General features: G+C 57.7%; 25 protein-coding genes and 1 pseudogene. 18 read left to right on the top strand and 8 right to left on the bottom strand.

What is annotated here, in order from left to right; translation table 11 throughout:
* Positions 1–51: 51 nt before the first annotated feature.
* Complete coding sequence (locus tag LT40_RS15895) at positions 52–948, top strand: LysR family transcriptional regulator (protein WP_043191962.1); 897 nt, start codon at positions 52–54, stop codon at positions 946–948.
* Here the strand turns inward: LT40_RS15895 and LT40_RS15890 are convergent.
* Entirely contained in the window at positions 945–1,268 is a 324-nt protein-coding gene (locus LT40_RS15890) for an ElaB/YgaM/YqjD family protein (protein WP_043191960.1), read from the bottom strand. The two genes, LT40_RS15895 and LT40_RS15890, sit on opposite strands and share 4 nt — an antisense overlap.
* A 143-nt stretch (positions 1,269–1,411) precedes the next feature.
* Between LT40_RS15890 and LT40_RS15885 the strand changes: the two genes are divergently transcribed.
* A complete protein-coding gene (locus LT40_RS15885; RefSeq protein WP_043191958.1) occupies positions 1,412–1,627 on the top strand; it encodes a dodecin in 216 nt (71 codons plus the stop codon).
* Positions 1,628–1,759: 132 nt separating this feature from the next.
* Positions 1,760–1,984, top strand: coding sequence for a DUF1161 domain-containing protein (locus LT40_RS15880; RefSeq protein WP_043191956.1), 225 nt, complete (start codon positions 1,760–1,762; stop codon positions 1,982–1,984).
* A gap of 152 nt (positions 1,985–2,136) precedes the next feature.
* On the opposite strand, the gene LT40_RS15875 is transcribed toward LT40_RS15880, so the two are convergent.
* The gene (locus LT40_RS15875) at positions 2,137–3,138 is read right to left on the bottom strand and encodes an LLM class flavin-dependent oxidoreductase (protein WP_043191954.1); all 1,002 of its coding nucleotides are present in this window, start codon (positions 3,136–3,138) and stop codon (positions 2,137–2,139) included.
* Between the two features lie 211 nt (positions 3,139–3,349).
* Here LT40_RS15875 and LT40_RS15870 point away from each other — a divergent pair, with 211 nt between their 5' ends.
* Both LT40_RS15870 and LT40_RS15865 read left to right on the top strand, forming a co-directional pair.
* A complete protein-coding gene (locus LT40_RS15870; protein ID WP_043193753.1) occupies positions 3,350–3,775 on the top strand; it encodes an OsmC family protein in 426 nt (141 codons plus the stop codon).
* A gap of 53 nt (positions 3,776–3,828) precedes the next feature.
* Positions 3,829–4,062, top strand: a complete 234-nt coding sequence (locus tag LT40_RS15865) for a DUF1161 domain-containing protein (RefSeq protein ID WP_043191952.1) — start codon at positions 3,829–3,831, stop codon at positions 4,060–4,062.
* Positions 4,063–4,105: 43 nt separating this feature from the next.
* Here LT40_RS15865 and LT40_RS15860 read toward each other — a convergent pair whose 3' ends face one another.
* Positions 4,106–4,519 (bottom strand): PA0061/PA0062 family lipoprotein, encoded by a 414-nt coding sequence (locus LT40_RS15860; protein ID WP_043191951.1) that lies wholly within the window; start codon positions 4,517–4,519, stop codon positions 4,106–4,108.
* Between the two features lie 108 nt (positions 4,520–4,627).
* The gene (locus LT40_RS15855; RefSeq protein WP_043191949.1) at positions 4,628–5,041 is read right to left on the bottom strand and encodes a PA0061/PA0062 family lipoprotein; all 414 of its coding nucleotides are present in this window, start codon (positions 5,039–5,041) and stop codon (positions 4,628–4,630) included.
* Between the two features lie 83 nt (positions 5,042–5,124).
* On the opposite strand from LT40_RS15855, the gene LT40_RS15850 reads away from it, so the two are divergent.
* Positions 5,125–6,210, top strand: coding sequence for an aminopeptidase (locus LT40_RS15850; RefSeq protein WP_084139831.1), 1,086 nt, complete (start codon positions 5,125–5,127; stop codon positions 6,208–6,210).
* A 112-nt stretch (positions 6,211–6,322) separates the two neighbouring features.
* On the opposite strand, the gene LT40_RS15845 is transcribed toward LT40_RS15850, so the two are convergent.
* Both LT40_RS15845 and LT40_RS15840 read right to left on the bottom strand, forming a co-directional pair.
* Positions 6,323–6,979 (bottom strand): HAD family hydrolase, encoded by a 657-nt coding sequence (locus tag LT40_RS15845; RefSeq protein ID WP_043191948.1) that lies wholly within the window; start codon positions 6,977–6,979, stop codon positions 6,323–6,325.
* Between the two features lie 4 nt (positions 6,980–6,983).
* Positions 6,984–7,529 carry a gamma carbonic anhydrase family protein gene (locus LT40_RS15840; protein ID WP_043191947.1) on the bottom strand — a complete coding sequence of 182 codons (546 nt, stop codon included), beginning with the start codon at positions 7,527–7,529 and terminating at the stop codon, positions 6,984–6,986.
* A gap of 92 nt (positions 7,530–7,621) precedes the next feature.
* Between LT40_RS15840 and prlC the strand changes: the two genes are divergently transcribed.
* The 7 genes from prlC to LT40_RS21370 all read left to right on the top strand — a co-directional run bounded on the left by prlC (position 7,622) and on the right by LT40_RS21370 (position 17,098).
* On the top strand, positions 7,622–9,670 hold the full coding sequence (prlC, locus tag LT40_RS15835; RefSeq protein ID WP_043191946.1) for an oligopeptidase A: 2,049 nt from the start codon (positions 7,622–7,624) through the stop codon (positions 9,668–9,670).
* Positions 9,667–9,924, top strand: coding sequence for a YheV family putative zinc ribbon protein (locus LT40_RS15830; RefSeq protein ID WP_043191945.1), 258 nt, complete (start codon positions 9,667–9,669; stop codon positions 9,922–9,924). The genes prlC and LT40_RS15830 overlap by 4 nt, the downstream gene beginning before the upstream one ends.
* Positions 9,925–10,044: 120 nt before the next feature.
* A complete protein-coding gene (locus LT40_RS15825) occupies positions 10,045–11,283 on the top strand; it encodes a M3 family metallopeptidase (RefSeq protein ID WP_043191944.1) in 1,239 nt (412 codons plus the stop codon).
* A 1,339-nt stretch (positions 11,284–12,622) separates the two neighbouring features.
* Entirely contained in the window at positions 12,623–14,809 is a 2,187-nt protein-coding gene (locus LT40_RS15820) for an ATP-binding protein (protein WP_158497451.1), read from the top strand.
* Positions 14,802–16,007 (top strand): hypothetical protein, encoded by a 1,206-nt coding sequence (locus LT40_RS15815; protein WP_158497450.1) that lies wholly within the window; start codon positions 14,802–14,804, stop codon positions 16,005–16,007. The genes LT40_RS15820 and LT40_RS15815 overlap by 8 nt, the downstream gene beginning before the upstream one ends.
* Before the next feature lie 15 nt (positions 16,008–16,022).
* Entirely contained in the window at positions 16,023–16,694 is a 672-nt protein-coding gene (locus tag LT40_RS15810; protein ID WP_043191941.1) for a hypothetical protein, read from the top strand.
* Positions 16,694–17,098, top strand: a complete 405-nt coding sequence (locus LT40_RS21370; protein ID WP_084139829.1) for a very short patch repair endonuclease — start codon at positions 16,694–16,696, stop codon at positions 17,096–17,098. The genes LT40_RS15810 and LT40_RS21370 overlap by 1 nt, the downstream gene beginning before the upstream one ends.
* Here LT40_RS21370 and LT40_RS21365 read toward each other — a convergent pair.
* Positions 17,088–18,131 carry a DNA cytosine methyltransferase gene (locus LT40_RS21365; protein WP_084139828.1) on the bottom strand — a complete coding sequence of 348 codons (1,044 nt, stop codon included), beginning with the start codon at positions 18,129–18,131 and terminating at the stop codon, positions 17,088–17,090. The genes LT40_RS21370 and LT40_RS21365 overlap by 11 nt on opposite strands.
* Positions 18,132–18,238: 107 nt before the next feature.
* Between LT40_RS21365 and LT40_RS15805 the strand changes: the two are divergent.
* From LT40_RS15805 to LT40_RS15790, 4 genes and pseudogenes are all read left to right on the top strand, one after another.
* Positions 18,239–19,204: pseudogene (locus LT40_RS15805) on the top strand (M3 family metallopeptidase); the annotation flags it as partial.
* A gap of 253 nt (positions 19,205–19,457) precedes the next feature.
* Complete coding sequence (locus LT40_RS15800; RefSeq protein ID WP_043193747.1) at positions 19,458–20,189, top strand: gluconate 2-dehydrogenase subunit 3 family protein; 732 nt, start codon at positions 19,458–19,460, stop codon at positions 20,187–20,189.
* Between the two features lies 1 nt (position 20,190).
* Positions 20,191–21,975, top strand: a complete 1,785-nt coding sequence (locus LT40_RS15795) for a GMC family oxidoreductase (RefSeq protein ID WP_043191940.1) — start codon at positions 20,191–20,193, stop codon at positions 21,973–21,975.
* Between the two features lie 11 nt (positions 21,976–21,986).
* The gene (locus LT40_RS15790; protein WP_043191939.1) at positions 21,987–23,300 is read left to right on the top strand and encodes a cytochrome c; all 1,314 of its coding nucleotides are present in this window, start codon (positions 21,987–21,989) and stop codon (positions 23,298–23,300) included.
* Between the two features lie 145 nt (positions 23,301–23,445).
* Here the strand turns inward: LT40_RS15790 and LT40_RS15785 are convergent, their stop codons facing one another.
* On the bottom strand, positions 23,446–24,132 hold the full coding sequence (locus LT40_RS15785; RefSeq protein ID WP_043191938.1) for a FadR/GntR family transcriptional regulator: 687 nt from the start codon (positions 24,130–24,132) through the stop codon (positions 23,446–23,448).
* Between the two features lie 263 nt (positions 24,133–24,395).
* Between LT40_RS15785 and LT40_RS15780 the strand changes: the two genes are divergently transcribed.
* On the top strand, positions 24,396–25,742 hold the full coding sequence (locus LT40_RS15780; RefSeq protein WP_420329697.1) for an MFS transporter: 1,347 nt from the start codon (positions 24,396–24,398) through the stop codon (positions 25,740–25,742).
* The last annotated feature ends 66 nt before the right edge of the window (positions 25,743–25,808 follow it).

The following is a 25,808-nucleotide window of genomic DNA, read 5'->3' as shown; positions in this document are numbered from 1 at the left end:
TCAGGAAAACCGATAAGATCTGAGCAACCTGTCAGGATTTCTCACATTACCATGAGCCGTGACCTGCCCCCGCTGAATGCCCTCAAGGCATTCGAAGCCACTGCCCGCCTCAACAGCGTCAGCAAGGCGGCTGAATCGCTTAGCGTGACCCACGGCGCCGTCAGTCGCCAATTGAAGTTGCTCGAAGAGCACCTGGGCATCGCACTGTTCGTCAAGCAGGGGCGTGGCCTGAAACTCACAGATGCCGGCAGTCGGCTACGTGATGCCAGCGCCGAGGCTTTCGAACGCCTGCGTCTGGTCTGTGCGGAATTGAGTCAGGCCCAGGCTCAGGCGCCGTTCGTCCTGGGCTGCTCGGGAAGCCTGCTGGCGCGCTGGTTCATCCCGCGTCTGGGTCGATTGAACAGCGACCTGCCGGATTTGCGCCTGCACCTGTCGGCCGGTGAAGGTGATCTGGATCCGCGCCGTCCTGGTCTGGACGCCTTGTTGATGTTCGCCGAACCGCCATGGCCTGCCGACATGGACGTCTTCGAGCTGGCCGAAGAGCGTATCGGCCCGGTGCTCAGCCCGCGCTTTTCGGGATTCGACGCATTGCAGGGAGGTGCTGCCGCTGACCTGCTCGAGCACGCCCTGCTGCACACCACGTCGCGGCCACAGGCCTGGCCCAGTTGGGCAAGGCGCAACGATCTGGACCCCGAGACGTTGAGCCTGGGACAAGGGTTCGAGCATTTGTATTATTTGCTGGAGGCGGCGGTGGCCGGACTGGGCATTGCCATCGCACCCGAACCGCTGGTGGTCGACGACCTGCGTGCCGGGCGCTTGGCCGCGCCTTGGGGGTTTACGCAAACCCCGGCGCGGCTGGCGCTTTGGGTCCCACGGCGCGCCTCGGATGGGCGCGCCCGACAACTGGCGCTATGGCTCAAGCAAGAGCTGGCGCGCCAGGTCGATTAGTTGCTGCGATTGCACATCAGGTAAGCGGCGATCAGGCCCAGTGCGCCGACGGCGACGCCAGCTGCGGCCCAAGGGTGCTCTTGAGCGTAGTCACGGGTAGCGATACCGGTTTCCTTGGTCTTGACCTTCACTTCTTCGTACGCATCGCTGATCAGGCTACGCGAGTGGCTCAGCGCGGTCTCGGCATTGGCCTTCAGCGCTTTGAGGGTCTTGCGCGACTCCTCGGTGGAATCTTCCTTCAGGCTTTCCAGGGAGCGCAGCAGACTTTCGATTTCTGCTTCCATGCTTTGCAGCGAGGCCTTGCGGGTCGAAATTGCCATGGGTATCTCTCCTTCGTTGTGGTGAATAGCGTGTGTAGATTCCGACTGCGCGGCAGGATGAAAGTGCAGTGCGTATGAACTTTTAGCGCAGAAATCCCCACACAGGTAGACAACCTTTCGTAGTCCATCCACTGGAGAGCACCATGAGCGATCACCACACGTACAAGAAAGTCGAACTGGTCGGTTCCTCGACCACCACCATCGAAGACGCCATCAACAACGCATTGGCCGAAGCGAGCAAGAGCATCGAGAAAATGGAGTGGTTCGAAGTGACCGAAACCCGTGGTCATATCGAGGATGGTCGAGTGGCTCATTTCCAGGTCACTCTGAAAGTTGGCTTCCGTATCCAAAATAGCTGACAGAAAACACGGAATCTTCCGACTGGCCGAATGCCATAGGTTGAGTTACAAAACACTCCCGGCGTATCGACCTGACCACAGGCGATCCGCCGTTTGTCTTAAAGCGGCAGTACCAAACCAAGGATGCAAGCGATGAAGCGAATTTTGTTGGCTGTGGGTTTGTTGAGCGTGGCAAGCGGCGTGTTCGCTGCAGGCAAGCCGTGCGAGGAGCTCAAGAGCGAAATCGCCGCGAAGATCGATGCCAACGGCGTGTCGGGTTACACGCTGGAAGTGGTCGACAATGTCACCCCGGATGCGGGCTTCCAGGTAGTCGGTTCATGTGAAGGCGGCACCAAGGCCATCGTCTACAAGCGCTGATGGCATCGCTGCCATGACCCGCTCCCGCAGGACATCCAGTCCCCTGTAGGAGCGGTCAGCGGCCGCGAAACAGCCGACACACTACCGCCCCCTCCGTAGGAGCGGTCAGTGGCCGCGAAACAGCCGACGCAGTACCTCAGGTCACCGCAAGCTCAACCTTTCATCACCTGCGCCAACAGCTCATAGGATCTGAGCCGATCGGCATGTTCATACAGATCGCACGTGAAAATCAGCTCGTCCGCCTGCGTCTGCTCCTGCAACACCTCAAGCTTGGCACGGACCTTCGCCGGTCCCCCCACCACTGCCAGGCCTAGAAAGTCCCCGACCGCAGCCTTTTCATGGGGCAACCACAACCCTTCCATGCTCTTGACCGGTGGCTGCTGCACCAGGGTCTGGCCACGCATCAGGTTGAGAATGCGGCGGTAGACCGAGGTTGCCAGGTAGTCGGCGTGTTCGTCGCTGTCGGCGGCCACCAATGGCACGCCCAGCATCACGTAGGGCTTGTCCAGCACCTCGGAAGGCTTGAAGTGAGCGCGGTAGACCCGGATCGCTTCATGCATGTAACGCGGCGCAAAATGCGAAGCGAAGGCATAGGGCAGGCCATACATGCCTGCCAGCTGAGCACTGAACAGACTCGAGCCCAGCAGCCAGATCGGCACGTTGGTCCCGCTGCCCGGCACGGCGATCACTTTCTGATCAGGAGTACGAGGCCCCAGGTAGGCCATCAGCTCGCGAACGTCGTCGGGAAAATCGTCGGCACTGCCAGAGCGTTCACGGCGCAGCGCGCGCGCGGTCATCTGGTCTGAACCAGGCGCGCGGCCCAGACCCAGGTCGATGCGTCCCGGGTACAGACTTTCCAGCGTGCCGAATTGTTCGGCGATCACCAGCGGCGCATGGTTGGGCAACATCACCCCGCCCGAGCCCATGCGGATCGAGGACGTGCCACCGGCCAGATAGCCCAGCAGCACGGAGGTCGCCGAGCTGGCGATACCGTCCATGTTGTGGTGCTCGGCCACCCAGAAGCGGTTATAGCCCCAGGTTTCGGCATGGCGCGCCAGATCCAGGGCATTGTGCAGCGACCGTGCCGGGCCATGGTCGGCACGTACGGGCACAAGGTCGAGGACGGAGTATTTCGTATCGGTCAAAACGGTCATGATCAATGGCATCCTGTGGGTATGTGGCAGGTGGGATGCCCCGCGCATCTTTGCTACCGAATATTTATTTCTTATCAATAGTCAGTATGGGCATCTTGCCCGGATTCAATAGCCAGCTGTCCGAATCGCGCTGAACTTGCCCAGCGCCCTGCCCTCTGAACACATGACACCGCGCGAACCCGTCGCGCCCATCATGGAGGCTTTTATGAGCATCAAGAAAACCGCATCGGCTGTCTGGAAAGGCGATCTGAAAACCGGTAAGGGCGAGATTTCCACTCAGAGCGGCGCTCTGAAAAGCAATCCCTACGGCTTCAACACCCGTTTCGAAGGCCAGCCGGGCACCAATCCGGAAGAGCTGATCGGCGCAGCGCATGCAGGCTGTTTCTCCATGGCATTCTCGATGATTCTGGGCGGCGAAGGTTTCACCCCCGATGAAATCAAGACCTCCGCCGAAGTCAGCCTGGACAAGGAAGGCGAAGGTTTTGCAATCACCGCCATCAAGCTGACCATGTCGGCCAAGATCCCGAACATCGACCAGGCCAAGTTCGAAGAGCTGGCCAACAAGGCCAAGGAAGGTTGCCCGGTGTCGAAAGTATTGAACGCCGACATCACCTTGAGCGCTACTCTGGAATCTTGAGGTAGCGTCTTGCCGGTTGCCTTACACTGCCAGCTCATCAGGAGAATTCAGCTATGAAACGATTGATTTTGGCGATGGCGTGCAGTGTTTTGGCAACCACGGCTATGGCCGCACCTAAGCCGTGTGAGGAACTCAAGGCTGAGATCGAGGCCAAGATCCAGGCCCAAGGCGTTACTTCCTACACACTGGAAATTGTCGACAACCTAGATGCCAAGGACCCGAGCATGGTCGTAGGATCCTGCGACAACGGCACCCGCAAGATCGTCTATCAGAAGAATGACGATTGACTACACTGCTGTGCGGGCATAGCAGCGTGCTCAAGCAGCCCCGTCAGGGGATACAGTGAATGGCCCGGTCCTCGGCCACGATCTGCCGGCTTGAATCATATAGCCGCGCACTGGCTTGCATGGCAATCGCCCTGCCTTCCAACCGGTAGCGTTCGCCAGCCTTGAAACCGTCATAGCGCACGGTCAGGTAGCAGGTACGGTCGAACGGGTCGTTGACCAGCCCGCCTCCGGCATACATTTCGTAATCAAACCGTACTTCCAGCTCATGGCTTCCGGGATCCACCTGGAAATAGCGCCCATCGTTGAGCTTGCGGCCATCCAGACTTTCCGCCATGACCAGGCGCCCGGTCGTGGTGAACATGTCGATCCAGGCTTTGCCCGGATCGACGGTGGGCAACGGCGGGTTGGCGCAGCCAGCGAGCGTGGCAAAGGTCAACAAGGCGAACACGGCACGCATGGGAATTCCTTGGCTGCACAGAACCGTCGGCGAATTGGCAATGAGTCTAGAAGCTTTGGGCCGGCGACGCGAGCCGGCGCCGGCCAGTGGCTGCGTTCACGCCTGTGCTCAGGCGCTCTGGCAGCCGGCGGGTTGTGCCTGGCCGACCAGCTTGCGCTGCTCGTCATAAAGCTTGGCCCAAGGGCTGAAGCCGACGCTGCCCGCTTCCAGGAAGTAGCGTTGCCCCGCATCGAAGCCTGCATAGGTCAGGTTCAATTCGCAGTTGCGCCACAGCGGTGCCGGCACCGGACCGATATTGGTTGGCTCCACGGGGAATTGCAGGCGTACGGTCAGCTCATGGCTGCCGGGCTCGACTTCGAAATAACGTGTGTCGGTCCATTCCTTCTCGTCGACCTGGGTCGCGTGCAGGGCGTTGTGATCGTCGGCCGCAAGGTCGATCCAGGCCTGGTTTGGATCCGGATCGGGCAGTCCGGCACAGCCGGCAAGCGTCAGCAGGCTGCCGGCAATGATCAATGCGCGCATGGAATTCTCCTCATGGGATCGTAAGATGCAGGGTCAGCGCCGATAACACCTGCTCGCTGGCGGGCCTGGCCATGGAAAACCACATGCATGAATTCGTTGTCGTTCGTCGTTCCATTCTTGCCGCACTCGACCGCGGTTTGCGCCTGTTTGTTCCCCTGTGCCTGTTGTTCCTGCTCAACGGTTGCAGCAGCGCGGGCTATTACGGCCAATTGATGCAGGGCCAGTGGCAGCTGTTGCAGGCACGCGAGCCGGTGGTGCAGATCCTTGCCGATCCGTCGCGCGACCCGCGGCTGCGCGAGCAGTTGCAGCGTGCCCAGGCGGCCCGCGACTTCGCCAGCGAGCACTTGCATCTGCCGGACAACCGCAGCTATCGCCTGTACGCCGACATCGGTCGGCCCTTGGTGGTGTGGAACGTGTTCGCCACACCGGAGTTTTCCCTGGCGCCGTTGACCCATTGCTTCCCCATTGCCGGTTGCGTGGCTTATCGCGGTTACTACAGTCAGTCCGGTGCTCGGGGCGAAGCGGCGTTGCAGAAGCTGGCGGGCCGGGACGTGTATGTCGGTGGCGTCGAGGCCTACTCGACACTGGGCTGGTTCGACGATCCGATTCTCAACACCATGCTCGGTTGGGGCGACGAGCGTCTGGCCACCCTGATCTTCCACGAGCTGGCGCATCAGCGTGTGTATGTGAAAGACGACACCGAATTCAACGAGTCCTTCGCCACCTTCGTCGAGCAGGAGGGCACCCGGCAGTGGCTTGCCCAGCGAGGCTTGCCGCCGGTGGCAAGCACGCTGATGGCGCAACGTGACCAGTTCACCGCACTGGTGCTTGCGACCCGCGAACGCCTGGCTGCGCTGTACGCCCAACCGTTATCCGCACAGGCCATGCGCACGGGCAAGGCTGCCGAGTTCAAGCGCCTGCGCCGCGAGTATCGCCAACTGCGCGATGGGCCTTGGCAGGGAGACAAGCGTTTCGATGCCTGGATCAACGGGCCGATGAACAATGCCAAGCTGCTGCCGTTTGGCTTGTATGACCAATGGGTGCCGGCGTTCGCGGGTTTGTTCCGGCAAGTAAGGGGGGATTGGCGCGCGTTCTATGAGCATGCGGCCGCATTGGGCAAGTTGCCGATGGACGAGCGCAGGGCCGAACTGGTGCGGTTAGGCGGGTAGTTTGGCAGGGTGCTTGCGGGCTTATTCGCGGCCACTGGCCGCTCCTACAGGGTTGCGTGCAGTCTTGTGTGGGAGTGGCCAGTGGCCGCGAATGGCCCGCATCGTTACCGACTCATCCTCCGTTTTGCAGGAACGCCTCATGCAGCGCCTGCAACGTGTCGAAGTGATACGTCGGGTTCTCCAGGGCCAGCTCTTCCCGCGAGCCGAAACCATAGCCCACCGCCGCGCAATCCAGACCGTTGCGGCGGGCACCGATCAGGTCGTGCTTGCGGTCGCCGATCATCAGGGTCTTGGCAGGGTCCAGCCCTTCCTGCTCCAGGATGTGGGCGATCAGCTGCACCTTGTCGGTCCGCGTACCATCGAGTTCGCTGCCGTAGATCACCTTGAAGTGCCTGGCGAAATCGAAGTGGCGGGCGATTTCCCGGGCGAACTCCCAGGGTTTGGACGTGGCGATGTACAAATGTCGGCCCTGTTGCTCCAGTGTTTCGAGCAGCGCGATGACGCCGGCGAAGACCTGGTTTTCGTACAGGCCGGTGACGCGGAAGCGTTCGCGGTAGAAATTCACCGCCTGCCAGGCGCGGGCTTCGTCGAAGCCGTAGGCGTGCATGAACTGCTCCAGCAGCGGTGGGCCGATGAAGTGCTCCAGGTTGCGCAGGTCCGGCTCGTCGATGCCCAGCTTGGCCAAGGCATGCTGGATGGAGCGGGTGATGCCCTCGCGCGGGTCGGTCAGGGTGCCGTCGAGGTCGAACAGGATGTTTTGATAGTGCACGGATTCAGTCCTTGTCGAAGCCTTCGGCCAGGTGTTGGTCCTTGAGCTTCACGTAGTTGCCTGCGGTGTAGGTGAAGAATGCGCGTTCCTTGTCGGTCAGCGGTCGGGCCTGCCGAGCCGGGCTGCCCACGTACAGAAACCCGCTTTGCAGGCGCTTGCCCGGAGCTACCAGGCTGCCGGCGCCGATGATCACGTCGTCTTCCACCACCGCGCCGTCCATCACTGTGCTGCCCATGCCGACCAGGATGCGATTGCCCAGGGTGCAGCCGTGGAGCATGACTTTGTGTCCAATGGTGACATCGTCGCCGATCAGCAGGGGGAAACCGTCCGGATTGAAAGGGCCGGCGTGGGTGATGTGCAGCACGCTGGCATCCTGCACGCTGGTGCGCTTGCCGATGCGGATTCGGTGCATGTCGCCGCGGATCACGGTCAATGGCCACACCGAGCTGTCGGTGCCGATCTCGACGTCGCCGATCACCACCGCCGAGCGGTCGACGAAGGCGCGTTCGCCTAGGCGCGGCGTATGCTGCTGGAAATTGCGAATGGCCACGATAGGCATCCTCTGTGTTGTCGATAGCTGCGGTGAGTCGCAATTGTAATTAAGATGTCCCAGTGTTTCTTCAATAGCCAAGGTGTTTAACCGTGAGCGCGAATCCCCTTCTGCAGTCCTACGACCTGCCGCCGTTCTCGGCGATCCGTGCCGAGCACGTACAACCGGCGATTGAACAGATCCTGGCCGACAACCGCGCGGCCATTGCCCACATTTTGCAAACTCAGGGCAGCCAGCCTACCTGGGCCGGCCTGGTGCTGGCCATGGACGAGCTGAACGACCGCCTGGGCGCCGCCTGGAGCCCGGTCAGCCACCTCAATGCCGTGTGCAACAGTGCCGAGCTGCGCCAGGCCTATGAAGCGTGCCTGCCGGCGCTCAGTGCCTATTCCACCGAACTGGGCCAGAACCGCGAGTTGTTCCAGGCCTTTGAAACCCTGGCCAACAGCCCCGAAGCGGCCAATTTCGACGTTGCCCAGAAGACCATTCTGGAGCATTCGCTGCGCGACTTCCGCCTGTCCGGTATCGATCTGCCGGTAGACCAGCAGCAGCGCTACGCCCAGGTGCAGAGCAAGCTGTCGGAGCTGGGCAGCCGTTTCTCCAATCAGCTGCTCGATGCCACCCAGGCCTGGACCAAGCACGTCACCGACGAAACGGCCCTGGCCGGCCTGACCGATTCGGCCAAGGCACAAATGGCGGCCGCAGCACAGGCCAAGGGTCTGGACGGCTGGCTGATCAGCCTGGAGTTCCCCAGCTACTACGCGGTCATGACCTACGCCCACGACCGCGCCCTGCGTGAAGAAGTCTACGCGGCCTACTGCACCCGCGCCTCGGACCAGGGCCCCAATGCCGGCCAGAACGACAACAGCCCGGTGATGCGCGAGATCCTCGACCTGCGCCAGGAGCTGGCACAGCTGTTGGGTTACGCCAGCTATTCCGAGTTGAGCCTGGCCACCAAGATGGCCGAGTCGACCGATCAGGTGCTGACCTTCCTGCGTGACCTGGCTCAACGCAGCAAGCCGTTCGCGGCCCAGGACCTGGAGCAGCTGCGCGCTTATGCCGCCGAACAGGGCTGTGCCGACCTGCAGAGCTGGGACAGCGGTTTCTATGGCGAAAAGCTGCGCGAACAGCGCTACAGCGTTTCCCAGGAAACCCTGCGCGCCTACTTCCCGATCGACAAGGTGCTGGGCGGCCTGTTCGCTATCGTGCAGCGCCTGTACGGCATCGAGATTGCCGAGCAGAAGGGTTTCGACACCTGGCACCCTGACGTGCGCCTGTTCGAGATCAAGGAAAACGGCCAGCACGTGGGCCGCTTCTTCTTCGACCTCTACGCCCGCGCCAACAAGCGTGGCGGCGCCTGGATGGACGGCGCCCGCGACCGCCGTCGCACCGAGAATGGCGAGCTGCAGAGCCCGGTGGCCAACCTGGTGTGCAACTTCACTCCGGCCGATGCCGGCAAGCCGGCGCTGCTGACCCACGACGAAGTCACTACCCTTTTCCACGAATTCGGCCACGGCCTGCACCACCTGCTGACGCGGGTCGAGCACGTCGGCGTGTCGGGTATCAACGGCGTGGCGTGGGATGCGGTCGAGTTGCCCAGCCAGTTCATGGAAAACTGGTGCTGGGAGCCCGAAGGCCTGGCCTTGATTTCCGGTCACTATGAAACCGGCGAGCCGTTGCCCCAAGACCTGCTGGAAAAGATGCTGGCGGCGAAGAACTTCCAGTCCGGCCTGATGATGGTCCGCCAGATCGAGTTCTCGCTGTTCGACTTCGAGCTGCATGCCTCCCACGGTGACGGTCGCAGCGTGATGGACGTGCTCGACGGTGTGCGCGATGAGGTTTCGGTCATGCGTCCGCCGGCTTACAACCGCTTTCCCAACAGCTTCGCGCACATCTTCGCCGGCGGCTACGCGGCAGGCTATTACAGCTACAAGTGGGCCGAAGTGCTGTCGGCCGATGCGTTCAGCAAGTTCGAGGAAGACGGCGTGCTCAATGCCGAGACCGGTCGCGCCTTCCGCGAAGCCATTCTGGCGCGCGGCGGATCGCAGGCACCGATGGTGTTGTTCGTCGACTTCCGTGGTCGCGAGCCGTCCATCGATGCCCTGCTGCGCCACAGCGGGCTGAGCGAGGAAGCGGCGGCATGATCACCAAGAAGCGCTTCATCGCCGGGGCCGTCTGCCCGGCCTGCAGCGAGCCGGACAAGCTGATGATGTGGAGCGTCGACGAGGTTCCGCATCGTGAGTGCGTGGCTTGCGGCTACAGCGACACGCTCAACGCGCAGGGCCAATCGGTGCCCAGCGAGCTGGGCACGCGGGTCAACAAGGTGGCCGTCAAGGTCGCCCGGCCCACCTCGCAACCCGTGCAGTTCTTCCCTAACCCCAAGCTCAAGAAGCCTTGAGCCCGGCGTGCCGTCGACTTGCCGCACGGGCAGGTCGACGGCAATAGCCGGCTACCACTTCGCAGATCGTTCGCCTTCCTAGACTGGCTCGCCACTCAGGCGTCACTCAAGGAATCGAACATGACCACCACACCCTCGTCCGTACTCCCCGCGCTTCTTGCCGACAACCCCTTGCTGGGCAACCACGAGATAGTCCCCTATCACCTCATCAAGGCCGAACACGTCGAGCCGGCCATCACCCATGTGATCGAAAGCAACTTGCGTCAGCTGGCGCAACTGCTCCCAGAGCAGCTCGAATCACCCACGTGGGAAGGCTTGGTCAAGCCACTGGAAGCCATGCATCAGCGCCTGCTGGCGGTGCTGCAACCCGAGCAGTTGCTCAGTCGGCATCACCATCTGGCGGTGATTGAGGCTTATGCGAAATGCCGCGAGCGGGTACAGGCCTATGAGTCGGCCATCAAACACAACCGCACGGTGCAGGCCGCCTTGCAACTGCTGCAGCAAAGCCCGCAGGCCTTGGAGTTCGATGAGACCCAGCAGGCGGCATTGAACCAGGCCCTGCGCGCCGCGCGATTGGCCGGGGTGGGCACCCAGCGTCCCACGCAGATACGCATCGAACGCCTGCATGTGGAACTGGAAGGCTTGTACCAGACCTTCGCCGACAACCTGAATGCGGCCAGTCAGGGCTGGACCCTGGCCATCAATGACGAAACTGCCCTGGCGGGTATCGCCCCTGCCGTACGCGCCAGCATGGCCCAGCGGGCACGCGAGGCCGGCCTTTCCGGTTGGCTACTGACGCTGGAACTGCCGCTGGTGCTGGCGGTGGCGAGCCAGGCTCACGACCGCTCGCTGCGCGAACAGGTGTACAAGGCCTTCTACACCCAGGCCTCGGACCAGGGCCCGCGCGCCGGAGAGAATGACAACGGGCCCGTGCTGCAACGCATCCTCGCGGCCCATGCCGAGTTGGCCGAAGCGAGTGGGTATCGCAGCTACGCCTCGCTGGCCCAGGCCACGCGCATGTTCGACGAAGCCGCCGACGTGGAGCAGTTGCTGCTGCAACTGATCGACAAGGTTCGCCCGGCGGCGCAGGCGGAATTCGCCCCCGTGCAGGAACTGGCCGCGGTGTTCAGTGTGCCAACGCTGGAGGCCTGGGACTGCAATTACTATCAGGAAAAATACTTGCAGATCCATCACGGTGTGATGGAACTCAAGGTGCGCGAACTTAGAATCATGGGCTACAGTTGTACCCTCTGGAGGGCTGTGTATGAAGCTGCTGAAGTCCAAATTCGTCGACAAAGACAAGCTGGGCACGGATGTGACCAAAGAACAAAAGGGACAATACGATCCGTTTCTGAATGAACATCCTTACATTATTCCGTTGTTAATTAATTCTAAGGGAGAAGTAATTCGAGAAGCTCATGGCTTTTTATTACAAAAAGAAATGTTCTCAAGGTCCGCGTCTAAAACCAAGACGGCCGAAACTTACGGCGAAAGTCTCATTGGATGGTTTGAATTCTGTAATCTGAATCAGATCAACTGGCGCTGTGTGGGACCGAAGTCCCTGATATGATACCGGAACTCGATGAAGTCTGCTAGAGGGCCTGGAATAAAACCCTTGAGCGCAAACACGATAAAACTTAGGTTAACTGTATCGCGTTAGTTTACGAAGTATTGTCTGAGCGGCTTGTCAGAAGATGTTGAAAGCAATGCTTCTATATTGAGGAAGCTGCAAAAGCTTTCAGCTATGAGGCTTTCTATTCAGAAGAGCCATTCATACCCAGTTGCGCTGTCCTGAACAGAATGTAAACAACTGCATAATAGGCTAAAATCGTCGCACAACATAATATTTAGCTGGGAGCTTTTGACTGGTTTGAGAATCGGCACCATTCTAGGAATAAGATTGAATACATTTCTGAAAGTGCCTGATGAAGGCCGTGTTGGGTTTATAGGCGTAGTTACAAAAGGTGGAGAATATCAAAAAGTTTATATCCCAAAATTGCTAATGGATAAGACATACTCTTATGTTGAAATAGAACGAAAGCCACAAATTCTTCGCAAAAATAGAAGGTTATCAGATAGCGATAGTGACAGTCTGTTCCTCAAGCATAATGTTGCTTCGGTAACCAGGGAATGCTACTAAGTGGCTTATAAAAGAGCGTGCAGGTTTCTAGGGGTAAGGTCCCATTCCCAAGGCTGGTGTTGTGAAACTGACCTCGGATGATCTCCATGAGAAATTCTGGACCAACTCTTGCTATTCGTGATGCGTCGAGCACGGAAAATTTTGAATTCGTCATCAGGTCGATAATTTGAGCTACGATTGTAGCTTTTTCTAGCGTTAGCTGCGGATCTTCTATCCCTAATTGATCGTAGATATTTTTCACGGGTTTTATAGTCGCTCGCTTCTAAATTGGATTGTTTAGCTCGCCAACCGCCAACCGCCAACCGCCAACCGCCAACCGCCAACCGCCAACCGCCACCGCCACCGATTCCGCACTAGCTAACAGGTAGTTGATGCCGCCGCAGGCGGGGTGATAGCATCATGGCACAGGTGAGGTCCTGAGGCCCATCGGACGGGACATGTAGGGCATATTTTGGCGGGATTGACGCGAGTTAGGTCTTGAGCTCGTAGTTGATAGGCTCCACGCTAAGCATCAAAAATTATTGCTCCAGGACTACCTAGGTCAAAGGTGCCATGCCAGTGAATTCGAAATCCGGGATTAACCCCGTTCGTAAATTCCACACATTTACTGTGGACGCCGCCCTTTTACGTGAGCTTGGCGAACGTCTGGTTGGTAAGCCTTACGTAGCACTGGCTGAGCTGGTTAAGAATAGCTACGACGCTGATGCTACTGAGGTAACAGTTACATTCCGGCGTGACAGCATAACAGTCACTGACAACGGCTCTGGGATGAGTCAAACAGAGTTCATTTCTCATTGGTTGAGAGTTGGCACGACCCACAAGCAAAAACAAAACGTCACTTCCGGCGGTCGTAATGTTACTGGATCAAAAGGTGTCGGCCGACTTTCCGTCCAGTTTCTTGGTGATGAGTTAGAAGTGGTCTCAAGAAAAGCCAAGAGTCACGAGACTTTTAGGGCTGATGTTAACTGGGATGAGGCGCGCCGGGAGACGGACCTGGTAAAGGCGGGCGTGTACATATCAACGCCTCAAAACCAAGATAAAATTGGCGGCCTCTACGAACATGGCACCTCTGTAAAGATTGTCGGCCTAAAGCATGAGTGGTTAGTAGAAGATTTTACCGACCTTGCAGGTGAATTATGGTTTTTAAAGCCACCTCCCGAGCTCTTAGATAGCAGATCGTCCCATCCCTTTGACATACAAGTGAAAGGGTTGAATTCTGAAGCTAAAGAAGCCTTTAACTACCAAATGAAGCGTGCACTCGAAAATTGGATTGCGGTTATTGAGGGGTCGCTTTCATCTGGGAGGACTGGAGGTAGCAATGAGATTGTCGTAACCTTTAAAAACGGTGATGAATATAGAGCCAAATACAAGCCGGAGACCAGTCTGTTAGATCAAGTTGAATTTAAGATCTACATATTTAAGCTTTCGGGTAAACAAGCGGGCGGCATAAATGTACATGAGGCCCGGGATTATTTCCGTAAATTTGGCGGTATCCATATTTATGATAATAGTTTCAGGCTTCCATTTTACGGCGGGGATGAACAAGACTGGTTAGGGTTAGAAATTGATCACTCCCACCGGATCAATAAATCTAAGCTGCTGCCAGCGAATCTGCAAGTGGCTAGCGGATTGAACGACCTGCCTACTAACGGGCGAATATTCGGCGCAGTCAAAATCTCTACATCATTGGAACGTGAATCTGCATCCGTCAGAGATCTAAATCGTGGCGCCTATCTAAACGTCCAAGTTACCCGGGACAGGCTGATTGATAATGAGGCTTTTGCGGAGCTCAAACACAGCGTGCGATGGGCTATCGATTATTACGCAATGCGTTCCTTTGAAAGGCGCAATGTTATCAAAGCTTCAATGAGGTTAGAGGTACCTAAAACTGAAGAAAAAGTCTCTGAGATAAGGACCCAGCTTTTTCAGCTTTCCATGAAGGTTCCGCAAACCCTTGAAGCTGAAGTCGATGCTGTATCCAATAAGCTTAAAGAGTTAGAAGATTTAGAACTTAAGCGTACCTCTGCAATAAACGAGGAAAGAATTCTGCTAGCTGCTTTAGCTACTTCGGGCATGGCTGCTCTAGCAATGGAGCACGAGCTGCATAAAGAGTTGTCGGTCTTGTCTGATATGCGTAAGCAGCTTACAAGTAAGAATAAAGTGCTTGATATGCCTAAACTTATCGCGTCAATTGATAACTGGGCTGATAGAACTGCTAAAGCGCGCAAATTATTTTCTCCACTAATGCATGAGTATGATAGAGAAAAGCGTAATCAATATAATGCGCAAAAGGTCCTGGCGCGAATCGTCGGAAACTCAGAAGCGTTGCTTCGTCAGGTTCATGTTGAAATAGACTTCTCTAGAAGTATAATGCTTCCTAGCGCTACATTTGCAGCCTGGAATGCAATATTCCAGAACGTGTTAATCAATGCAGTAAATGCAATGATTGACTCAAGTAGGAGGCTAATGTTTTGCTTCGCAGAAATCGACCGCAATAAGTCCAGTATATATATTGCCGACACCGGAGTAGGTGTACGGCTGTCCGACAGTTCGGATCTCTTCAAACCTTTCATCAGGCGGCTGGAAATCCCGGAAGAACGCAAAGCGCTTGGGCTTGGCGGTATGGGTATAGGGCTGACAATCGTAAAAATGGTGGCTGACTCATTAGACTGCACAGTATCTTTTGTTCCGCCCCCGGTGGGATTTAGCACCGCATTTAAATTAGAGTGGACTCATGATGAGTGATATTAAGATATTGGTGCTTGATGATGAGTATGATCGTGCATGCGGCTGGCGGGATGAGATTTTGACGTTCATGCATGCCGATATTACCGTACTGCCAAAGAAAGAAGTTTCAGACTTCATTACGGAGCTCCACCGTTCAAGGCTTGCATCCCGAAATGGTGCATATGAATATGCAAAGGGGTATGACCAGTTTGACTTATTAATAGTCGACTATGACCTCCTCGGTCTTGACGAAGAAGCATCCGCTGCTTGGTCTACAGGTGCAGAAATAGCATACACGGCTAGGCTTATGTCGAGAGTAGGTCCAATTGTAGTTGTCAATCAATATGGAACCTGTAATTTTGACCTTACGATGAAGCGGACCTTGTCATCCTATGCCGATTATGATGTAGGAAGTCTGCAAATAACAAGTCCGGGCTTTTGGGCGTCATCCGATTTTGACGGTTTCAGGCCATGGCATTGGCCTAATATAGTGGGTGAGGTTGGGCGAATTAAGACGTTTCGTGAGTTCATATTCGACAAACTGGATTTGCCCGTGATCCAGTCGCTCGGGTTTGAACTGGCTGATGCCGAATCGCCAAGGTACCTAACTTACGACATCGCTGGGCTCTTAGGTGTGAAGTCAGGTGGGACTTCAACATTTAGAGAGATCGCTATTAATAGCGTTGGCTTAAGTGTTTTCAATATACTGGACAAGGACAGGCCTATTGTCCAATGTATGCCAGATGAGCAGTTGGCTAATGTAGCATGTGCGATTGTGTCTCACTGGCTGGAACGTGTGGTATTGCCAGGGCAGCAGTGTGTGGCGGATATGCCTCACCTTGCAAGTCGTTACCCGTGGTTGTTGTCCGCCCCTCAACGCCCGGAGTCCTGGAGCGCGCTATCAACTTTAAACTCAGCTGATGTATTGATTGAGAACGTATCAAATCACATTGCCGGCGAGGCGTTCTTTTATTCACGCCCTGCGTATTGGATTCAGGAAATCGACCAGGCTTTTCCAGTTCCTGAAGATTTCGATATATCCCAAGTACCTGATCATGTGTTTTGTGAGGACTCGTCCAAGTTTCATCCGCGATCCGATTCCTCTAGTTATCCGAGCGACCTCATTGGGTTCGATAATGAGCGATGGGTAGTAGGTGAACTACAATGTGGTGGCAAGGACGTAAGCTACGAGCCCCAGGCTTATTTGTTGATGTGACAGCGGATTCTAACTATGGAAGTTTCTCAAGCAGAAGCACTGGCGGAATTGTTAAGCAATAGTCATGCGGCTAATTTTAAGGCCGTAAACAGTCAGTCTGATTTGAAAAAGTATGGTGTCTTTAAGGCAACTAGAGTCAAAGCGCAACGAGGCGCCTTGTCGTTCTTTGACAGCAACGTGCATCAACTCAGAATAAAAATTAAGACTTTCATGATCTCGCCTCAGGCGAACCAGTCTACGCCCTACATGATTGTCGACATTGACTCAAAATGTGGATGGCTGAAACTCATGAGGTTTGTTGGTAATAATCACGGAGAGCTTAATACTGAGACGATCTGTGTCCTTGTCTCAGGTGATGAAAAAGTAACTAATAGTTTTGGCTTTCGTTACGAACATCCGGAGAGATTCGACGGCAATAAGCACGGTTTCTTTCATGTTCAACCTATTATTATCGATAGTTCGGCCGCAGAATTGCCTGGGCGAGCGGCGTGGTTGCCTGACAATTTTCCCACATTTTACATGTTTGCTAGTTGTGCATTCGAGCTTGCTCTATTCTCAGTTCACTCGTTGGCTGGCTGGGAACCGCTCCAAACGCTGCAGCAAAAAAGCCGCGACGAGAATGGTGTGCTCAAGCACCTAATTCGCGTGGGTGCTAATTCGCGTCTGCCCTACCCATTTACTGTCTAATGGATACGGAAAAAGAACTCCGTAGCAGAATCATGCGTAGCGTCAAACGTGAGCATACTGCTCCGGAAATTGTGGTTCGGAAGCAGCTTCACGCCATGGGCTTTCGTTTCAGGCTACACCGTAGAGATCTGCCAGGCTCTCCGGATATAGTTCTCCCAAAGTTTAAGACGGTCATATTTGTCAATGGTTGCTTCTGGCACCGCCATCCTGGCTGTCGTCTTGCCTCAATGCCAAAGACTCGCCATGAATTTTGGTCTGCGAAATTTGCTGCAAACATCAAACGCGATGCTGAGAGCTCTGAGAAACTCCGGTTGATGGGGTGGCGAGTCTTAACCTATTGGCAATGCGAGCTCAGGGATCTAGATAGCCTCCACGAAAGAATCAAAGGCGATTTTAATCTTTGAGACTTTGATCTGACAGCCCCGCCAGGTGTTTTACAAGGCTAAGGCCTATGACTTCGCCTAGGCGTACAGGCACTGCGTTACCGATCATCCTTCCTACAGTTCGAAAATTAATTTGCTCAGGAGGGAGGAACTCATAATCGTTTGGGAAAGATTGTAGAGTAGCTGCTTCTCTTAGTGAAATTGCTCTATTTTGCTCTGGATGACCAAATCTTCCGTTCCCGAAGCCATAGCATAATGTGGTCATTGTCGGGCTTGGCTCATCCCAGCGCATTCTTCCGTACACACTAGGATATGTCTTGCCACTTGGCTTCTTGTGGCACTCCGCTCGTATCGTCTCCGGCCAGTCACGCCAAGTACCACCTTGCTTCGAGAGTAAAATTCTTGTGAGATTGATTGGTGATAATTTAGCTGCTCGATGTAATGGATCAGTTTGATGGTGTTCGCCGGCTGCTAAGGCAGGAAAACCGCCAATTGCCTCATAGACTGATACATGCTGGTGATGGGTTTTCGGAATTATTTGAATTGGCCCTAGTTTAGACGCAAGCAAGACATGCCGCTGCCTCTTTTGCGGTAGACCATACTCAACGCACGATACCTTACCTTCCCAAACGTGATAATTTTGGAGTTTGAGTGCGGAGACAAAATCATGGTACACCTGATGTTTCGTAACATCAGGAACGTTTTCCATTGTCACAAGTTCAGGCGATACGTCTTTGATCAGCCGCTGAAATGCATACAGTAAGGGCCACTTCCTATCTAGACTTGCATCTTTTCCCTGATTGTAAGTAGAAAACGGTTGGCAAGGCGCGCATCCAGCAAGAAGTTTTATGTTGCCTTCACGGTACCAAGCTCGAACTTCGTCGTCTGTAACCTCTTCAACACTTTTTTTGATAAACTTGGCTTTATTATTTACTGTGTAAGCGTGCTCGCAATTGCCATCATTGTCATAGCCTGCTCTAACAGTGATTTTAACTTTTGATAGGCCTGCAGTAAGGCCACCAGCGCCACAGAAAAGGTCAACAGCGTCGATCATTAAAAATCTCCCAAGTCCCTCCAGTTTACCCTGTTTTCACGTGCGCATCGAGGCCGCTAGGCGCTTTTATGGTGGACACCTGTTAACACGTCTACCTAAGCTTCAATTTCCCCATGCAGGCGGTGATGGACGGCATGCAACACCTGCTTGCCCAATTGTTCGACGTGCAGTGGCACGAATGCCCTCCAGCACCGCGCCAACCGGCTTCGGTGCGGTTGTTCCAGATCAGCGAAGAGAGCCAAGTGCTGGGCTACATCTACCTGGACCTGCACACCCGGCCAAAGAAGCGGGCGGGCGCCTGGATGGAAGCGCTGCGTGACCGCCACCGCTTCGCCGACGGACGCCTGCAATTGCCCATTGCCCATGTGGGGTGTGATTTCGCCGCCGACACACCGGCGTTTCCCTGCCTGCTGAGCCTGGGCGAGATCCAGATGTTTTTCCACGAGTTGGGCCATGCGTTGCACCACGTGCTGACCCGCATCGACCATGGCAGTGTCTCGGGCATCAAGGGCGTGGCCGAAGACGCGGTGGAACTGCCCAGCGGCGTGTTCGAGCACTGGGCCATGCAGCCGGAAATCCTGCAATCGTTGTCGCGCCATCATCGGACCGGCGAGCAGATCGGCAGCGCGTTCGTCGAACAGGCGCTCGCAGCCCAGGCCCGCTTCCGGGCTCAGGCGCTGTTGTGGCAGCTCGAATACGCCCTGGTGGACTATCGCCTGCACAGCACGAGCGATGGCCTGTCGGCGCAACAGATCGGCGAGCAGGTGCTGGAGAAGACCCAAGTGGTCCGCCATCCACCCTATGTACGTTGGCTCAACACCTTCGCTCATTTGTTCACCAACGAAGATTATGCGGCCGGGTATTACACCTATGTCTGGTCGCAGGTGCTCGCAGCTCACCTGTTCACTCGTTTCAAACGCGAAGGATTGTTGGCGAATCGGGCCGGTAAGGATTTCCAACGCCTGATTCTGGCATCGGGTGGGACTCGGCCCTTCGCCGAACTGGTGGAAAGCTTCGCCGGGAGCAAGCCGGGTGTCGAGGCATTGCTGGCGGATCTGGGGATCGAGGCTTGACCTGTTCGAGCAGATGCACCGAGCCAACCGATACACTGCAAGACTGAAACCGGTTTCATTTGGCGTCACAAATAGATACATTTGTCGGTTGAAGCGCCAGGGCGGCATTTTGCCGCGCCTGGCTTCGTGCCGAATGTGTCGCGTCTGCGCCTTCCACAAAGCACTGCCCGCCTCTGGCCGCGTGGTGCAACGAACACGTACCGCTGAGCTGCGCATCGATAAAAACCGTATCGAACAGCTGATGAGAACCCTGATGTCCGAGCAAGAAAACAACCCGCGCCGGGATTTTCTGCGCAAAACCCTGACCTTGATTCCAGTGGTGACTGTCGCCAGCAGCGGCCTGGGCATCGGCGCCCTCACTGCTCATGCAGAGACACGCCCGCAAGCCCCTGCATCAGCGCCCGCCGCCGACTACCAGCCGTCGTTCTTCACCGCCGAAGAGTGGGCTTTCGTACAGGCCGCGGTGGCCCGGCTGATTCCAGCGGACGACCTGGGCCCCGGCGCCCTGGAAGCGGGCGCAGCAGAATTCATTGATCGGCAGATGAACACGCCCTATGCCACGGGTGCGCTGTGGTACATGCAGGGTCCGTTCGTGACCGATGCCCCGCCCCAGATGGGCTATCAACTGCAGCTGGTGCCCCAGCAGATCTACCGCCTGGGCATTGCCGCCACCGACGCTTGGTGCAAGGCTCAATCGGGCAAAGTGTTCGCTGAGCAAGACAGCGCTACCCAAGACCATATTCTCGGCAAGATCGAAGCCGGAGAGCTGGTTTTCGACGAACTGCCCGCCACTGCTTTCTTCAGTCTGATCCTGCAGAACACTCGCGAAGGTTTCTTCTGTGACCCCGTGCACGGCGGTAACAAGGGCATGGTCGGCTGGACCCAGATCGGTTTTCCGGGCGCACGCGCCGACTTCATGGATTGGGTGGAGCGCAACGAGCAATACCCCTTCCCCGCTGTATCGATTCGCGGCGAGAGGGCCTGACATGACAACGGTAATGAAGAAAGTCGACGCGGTCATCGTCGGGTTCGGCTGGACGGGCGCGATCATGGCCAAGGAACTCACTGAGGCAGGTCTCAACGTGGTGGCGCTGGAGCGCGGCCCGATGCAGGACACCTACCCAGACGGCAGTTATCCACAGGTGATCGACGAGTTGACCTACAGCGTGCGCAAGAAGCTGTTCCAGGACATCTCCAAGGAAACCGTGACCATCCGCCACAGCGTCAACGACGTTGCGCTGCCCAACCGCCAGCTGGGCGCGTTTCTGCCGGGCAAAGGTGTCGGCGGCGCCGGTCTGCACTGGTCGGGCGTGCATTTTCGGGTCGATCCCATGGAGCTGCGCATGCGCAGCCACTACGAGGAGCGCTACGGCAAGCAGTTCATTCCCAAGGACATGACCATCCAGGATTTCGGCGTCAGCTATGAAGAGCTGGAGCCGTTCTTCGATTTCGCCGAAAAAGTCTTCGGCACCTCGGGCCAGGCCTGGACGGTGAACGGCGTGCGCGTCGGCGAGGGCAAGGGCGGCAACCCCTATGCACCGGACCGTTCCAACCCGTTCCCGCTGGTTTCGCAGAAGAACACCGTTTCGGCGCAGCTGTTCCAGAAGGCGGCTGCCGAAGTTGGTTACAAGCCGTACAACCTGCCGTCGGCCAATACCTCGGGGCCGTACACCAACCCCTATGGCGCGCAGATGGGCCCCTGCAACTTCTGCGGCTTCTGCAGCGGCTATGTCTGCTACATGTATTCCAAGGCGTCACCGAACGTGAACATCCTGCCGGCATTGCGCCAGGTCGAAACCTTCGAGCTGCGCACCAACGCCCACGTACTGCGGGTCAATCTGGACAGCACCAAGCGCAAGGCGACCGGCGTGACCTACGTCGATGCCCAGGGGCGTGAAGTCGAGCAACCGGCGGACCTGGTGATTCTCGGTGCGTTCCAGTTCAACAACGTGCGCCTGATGCTGCTTTCCGGCATCGGCCAGCCCTACGATCCCAAGACCGGCGAAGGTGTGGTCGGCAAGAACTTCGCCTACCAGAACATGGCCACCATCAAGGCCTTCTTCGACAAGGACACCCACACCAACAACTTCATCGGCGCCGGTGGCAACGGTGTGGCGTTCGACGACTTCAATGCTGACAACTTCGACCACGGCCCCCATGGTTTCGTCGGCGGCTCGCCGATGTGGGTCAACCAGGCCGGCAGCCGGCCCATTGCCGGCACGGCCAACCCGCCAGGAACGCCAGCCTGGGGCAGCGCCTGGAAGAAGGCCACTGCCGACTACTACACCCATCAGGTGTCGATGGACGCCCACGGCGCCCATCAATCCTATCGCGGCAACTACCTGGACCTGGATCCGGTGTACCGCGATGCCTATGGCCTGCCGTTGCTGCGTATGACCTTCGACTGGCAGGAAAACGACATCAAGATGAACCGCTTCATGGTCGAGAAAATGAGCAAGGTCGCCCAGGCCATGAACCCCAAGACCATTGCCTTGCTGGGCAAGAAGGTCGGCGAGCATTTCAATACCGCTTCCTACCAGACCACCCACCTCAACGGTGGCGCGATCATGGGCACCGATCCCAAGACCAGTGCGATCAACCGCTACCTGCAGTGCTGGGACGTGCACAACGTCTTCGTTCCAGGCGCCTCGGCCTTTCCCCAAGGGCTGGGCTACAACCCCACCGGCCTGGTGGCGGCACTGACCTACTGGTCGGCACGGGCCATTCGCGAGCAATACCTGAAAAACCCCGGCCCGCTGGTGCAGGCATAAGGAGCGCAGAGATGAACGTTATCCAGATCGCTGCGCTGACCCTGCTCGCCAGTTTGTTGACCAGTCTGCCGGCCAGGGCCGCGGAGTCCGACGACGCCCTGATCGAGCAGGGCCGTTACCTGGCCCGCGCCGGTGACTGCGTGGCCTGCCATACCGCCAAGGGCGGTGCGCCGTTCGCCGGCGGGTTGGGTATGGAGACGCCGATCGGCACGGTTTACTCGACCAACATCACGCCGCACAGCGACGGCATCGGCAACTACAGTTTCGAAGACTTCGACAAGGCTGTGCGCCACGGCATCGGCAAGAGCGGCAGCAGCCTGTATCCGGCCATGCCCTATCCCTCGTATGCACGGGTCAGCGACGCCGACATGCGCGCCTTGTACGCCTACTTCATGAAAGGCGTGGCGCCGGTGGCCGAACCGAACAAGCCCACCGACATTCCCTGGCCACTGAGCATGCGCTGGCCGCTGGCGATCTGGCGTGGGCTGTTCGCACCCCCGGTCAGCGCCTATCAGGCGCCGCCGGGCTCCGATCCGGTGATCAGTCGCGGCGCCTACCTGGTCGAGGGGCTGGGGCACTGTGGCGCCTGCCATACTCCGCGGGCGATCACGATGCAGGAGAAGGCCCTGAGCGCCGCCGACAACGCCGACTTCCTGGCGGGCAGCGCACCGCTCGAAGGCTGGATCGCCAAGAGCCTGCGCGGCGATCACAAGGACGGCCTGGGCAGCTGGAGCGAAGAGCAACTGGTGCAATTTCTCAAGACCGGCCGCAGCGATCGCAGCGCGGTGTTCGGTGGCATGAGCGATGTGGTCGAGCACAGCATGCAGTACATGACCCACGAAGACCTGACCGCCATCGCTCGCTACCTGAAGACGCTGCCGGCAGTGGACCGTGCCGACAAGCCCCATCAATACGATGCACGTGTGTCCGACGCATTGTGGAAAGGAGACGACAGCAAGGTCGGCGCCGGGGTGTACATCGACAACTGCGCGGCTTGCCATCGCACCGATGGCCAGGGCTACACCCGGGTGTTCCCGGCCTTGGCTGGCAACCCGGTGCTGCAGACCGAGGATGCCAGTTCGCTGATCCACATCGTGCTGGCAGGTGGCACGTTGCCGGCCACGCACACGGCGCCGTCGACCTTCACCATGCCCGGCTTCGCCTGGCGCCTGTCCGATCAGGAAGTGGCCGACGTGGTTAACTTCATCCGCACCAGCTGGGGCAACCGGGGTTCGACGGTGTCGGCCGACGACGTCAAGCAGATGCGCGGCGACGACATGAAACACACCTCCGGCGATGACTTGGGGCAGTCCACCAGCCATTGATCATGGCTGCTGGCCCTTTCGCGGGCAGAGGGCTCGCCGCCCGCCCCGCTCCCACAGTGGGGTTAATTCTCAACCGGCCTTGTGGGAGCGGGTCTCTGCCCGCGAAGAGGCCCTCACTGACACCCTCCAGTAAAAAAAGCCCCCCTCAATCCGCATTGAAACGATCACGGCTGTTGCTCAGATGCAGCCACATCGCCGCCCGCGCCGCATCGGCATCTTGCTTGCGAATCGCCTGGTAGATCGCCTCATGCTCCAGGTTCGCCACCTGCCCCAGCTGGGACAGATCAGCATCGCCCTTCTCCAGCGCATTGAGCCGGGTACGCGGAATCATCGCATCGCCCAGGTGCTGCATGATGTCGGTGAAATACGTGTTGCCGGTCGCCTCGGCGATCAGCAGGTGAAAGCGCTTGTCTTCCTCCACGCAGCTGTCGTTGTTGGCCAGCGAGCGTTGATAGTCGTCCAGTGCCTTGCGCATGCGTTGCAGTTGAGACTCGCTGCGGCGCTTGGCGGCCAGGGCGGCCGCCTGGGTCTCCAATCCCAGGCGCAACTCGAGGATGCCGCGCACACTGAGCGCGGTGTCGACGTTCAAGCGCAGACCATGGGCCGGCTCGCGCTCCAGCACGAACGTCCCCACCCCATGCCGGGTTTCCACTAGACCTGATGCCTGCAACCGCGACAAGGCTTCGCGCACCACAGTTCGACTAACCCCGTGTTCGGCAACGATTGCGCCTTCCGAAGGCAGCTTGACGCCTGGCGCCAGAGTGCCCAGACGGATTTGCTGGCTCAAGGCCTCGACCAGCCCATGGGCCAGGCTGTTGGGTCGCTTCGACATCGATGAGCCCCTGACGAAAAATCCGATCATACCTTGCGTGCACCCTCCAGGCGCTGCGATGGGCACGCGCCCATTGCGATGCGCTGACGCAACAACACGGCCTGCATCACTGGAGATGTATGACAACGACGGATGGTGCATGCAAAAGCATCACAAGCGTTGAGTTTCAGCACGGCCGAGTTGTATGATGTCTTCCGGCCGAGCAGTCAGCTGCCGATCGATACACAAACTACCCGCATAAAAACAATCAGTGGGAGATTTGAATTGTGAGCAATTCAAACGTTGCAACCGGCGATGCCGTCCTGGCCCGCGCCATCTCGAAAGTAAAGCGTCACGTACTCCCGCTGTTCGTCATCATGTTCATCGTCAACTACATTGACCGGGTCAACATCGGCTTCGTGCGCACGCACCTGGAGCATGACCTGGGTATCGGTGCGGCTGCCTATGGCTTCGGTGCCGGCTTGTTCTTCATCGGCTATGCGCTGTTCGAAGTGCCGTCCAACATGCTGTTGCAGAAAGTCGGCGCACGTATCTGGCTGACGCGGATCATGTTCACTTGGGGCATCGTCGCCACGATGATGGCGTTCATCCAGAACGAAACCCACTTCTACATCCTGCGCTTCCTGCTGGGGATCGCCGAAGCCGGTTTCTTCCCGGGCGTGATCTACTACTTCACGCGCTGGTTGCCTGGCGTCGAGCGCGGCAAGGCGATTGCCATCTTCCTCAGTGGCTCGGCCCTGGCCTCCCTGATTTCCGGGCCCCTGGCCGGTGCGCTGTTGCAGATCGAAGGCTTGGGCATGCACGGCTGGCAGTGGATGTTCCTGATCGAAGGTATGGCTTCGGTGCTGCTGTGCTTCTTCGTCTGGTTCTGGCTGGACTCCAAGGTTCACGATGCCAAGTGGCTGACCCTGGAAGAGAAAGACGCACTGGTGGGCGAGATCGACCGCGAACAGCGCGAACGCGACGCCATGCACACCGTCAAGCCGACCCTGGGCACGCTGCTCAAGGATCGCCAGATCCTGTTGTTCTGCCTGATCTACTTCTGCATCCAGCTGACCATCTACGCCGCGACCTTCTGGCTGCCCAGCATCATCAAGAAAATGGGCGGCCTGGACGACCTGCAGGTGGGTTTCCTGAATTCAATCCCTTGGCTGATCTCGATCATTGCCATGTATGCATTCGCGGCGCTGTCGGGCAAGTTCAAGTTCCAGCAGGCGTGGGTCGCCACGGCCTTGCTGATCGCCGCCGCCGGTATGTTCCTGTCCACCACGGGCGGACCGGTGTTCGCCTTCGTGGCCGTGTGTTTCGCCGCGATCGGCTTCAAGTCGGCGTCCTCGCTGTTCTGGCCCATTCCCCAGGCTTACCTGGATGCCCGCATTGCGGCGGCGGTAATCGCACTGGTGAACTCGGTGGGCAACCTCGGTGGCTTCGTTGCGCCGGCCACCTTCGGTTTCCTGGAGCAGAGCACTGGCTCGATCCAGGGCGGACTGTACGGCCTGGCCGGCACCTCGGTGCTCGCCGCGATCGTGGTGTTCTTCGCCCGTACGCAGCCCAAGCCTGGCAAACCCGCCAGCGGCATTGCCGAACCCGTGCAGGCGCGACCGCTCTGACGAGCGCGATCCCCTGTACCGTTTTCGCCAGGCCCCTGCGGCGCCTGGCGTGGATTCAATGACAAG

This window comes from Pseudomonas rhizosphaerae (assembly GCF_000761155.1).
In the GTDB taxonomy this organism is placed as follows: domain Bacteria; phylum Pseudomonadota; class Gammaproteobacteria; order Pseudomonadales; family Pseudomonadaceae; genus Aquipseudomonas; species Aquipseudomonas rhizosphaerae.
The sequence above is the reverse complement of the archived record's forward strand: the minus strand, read 5'-3'. Positions and strand labels throughout refer to the sequence as shown.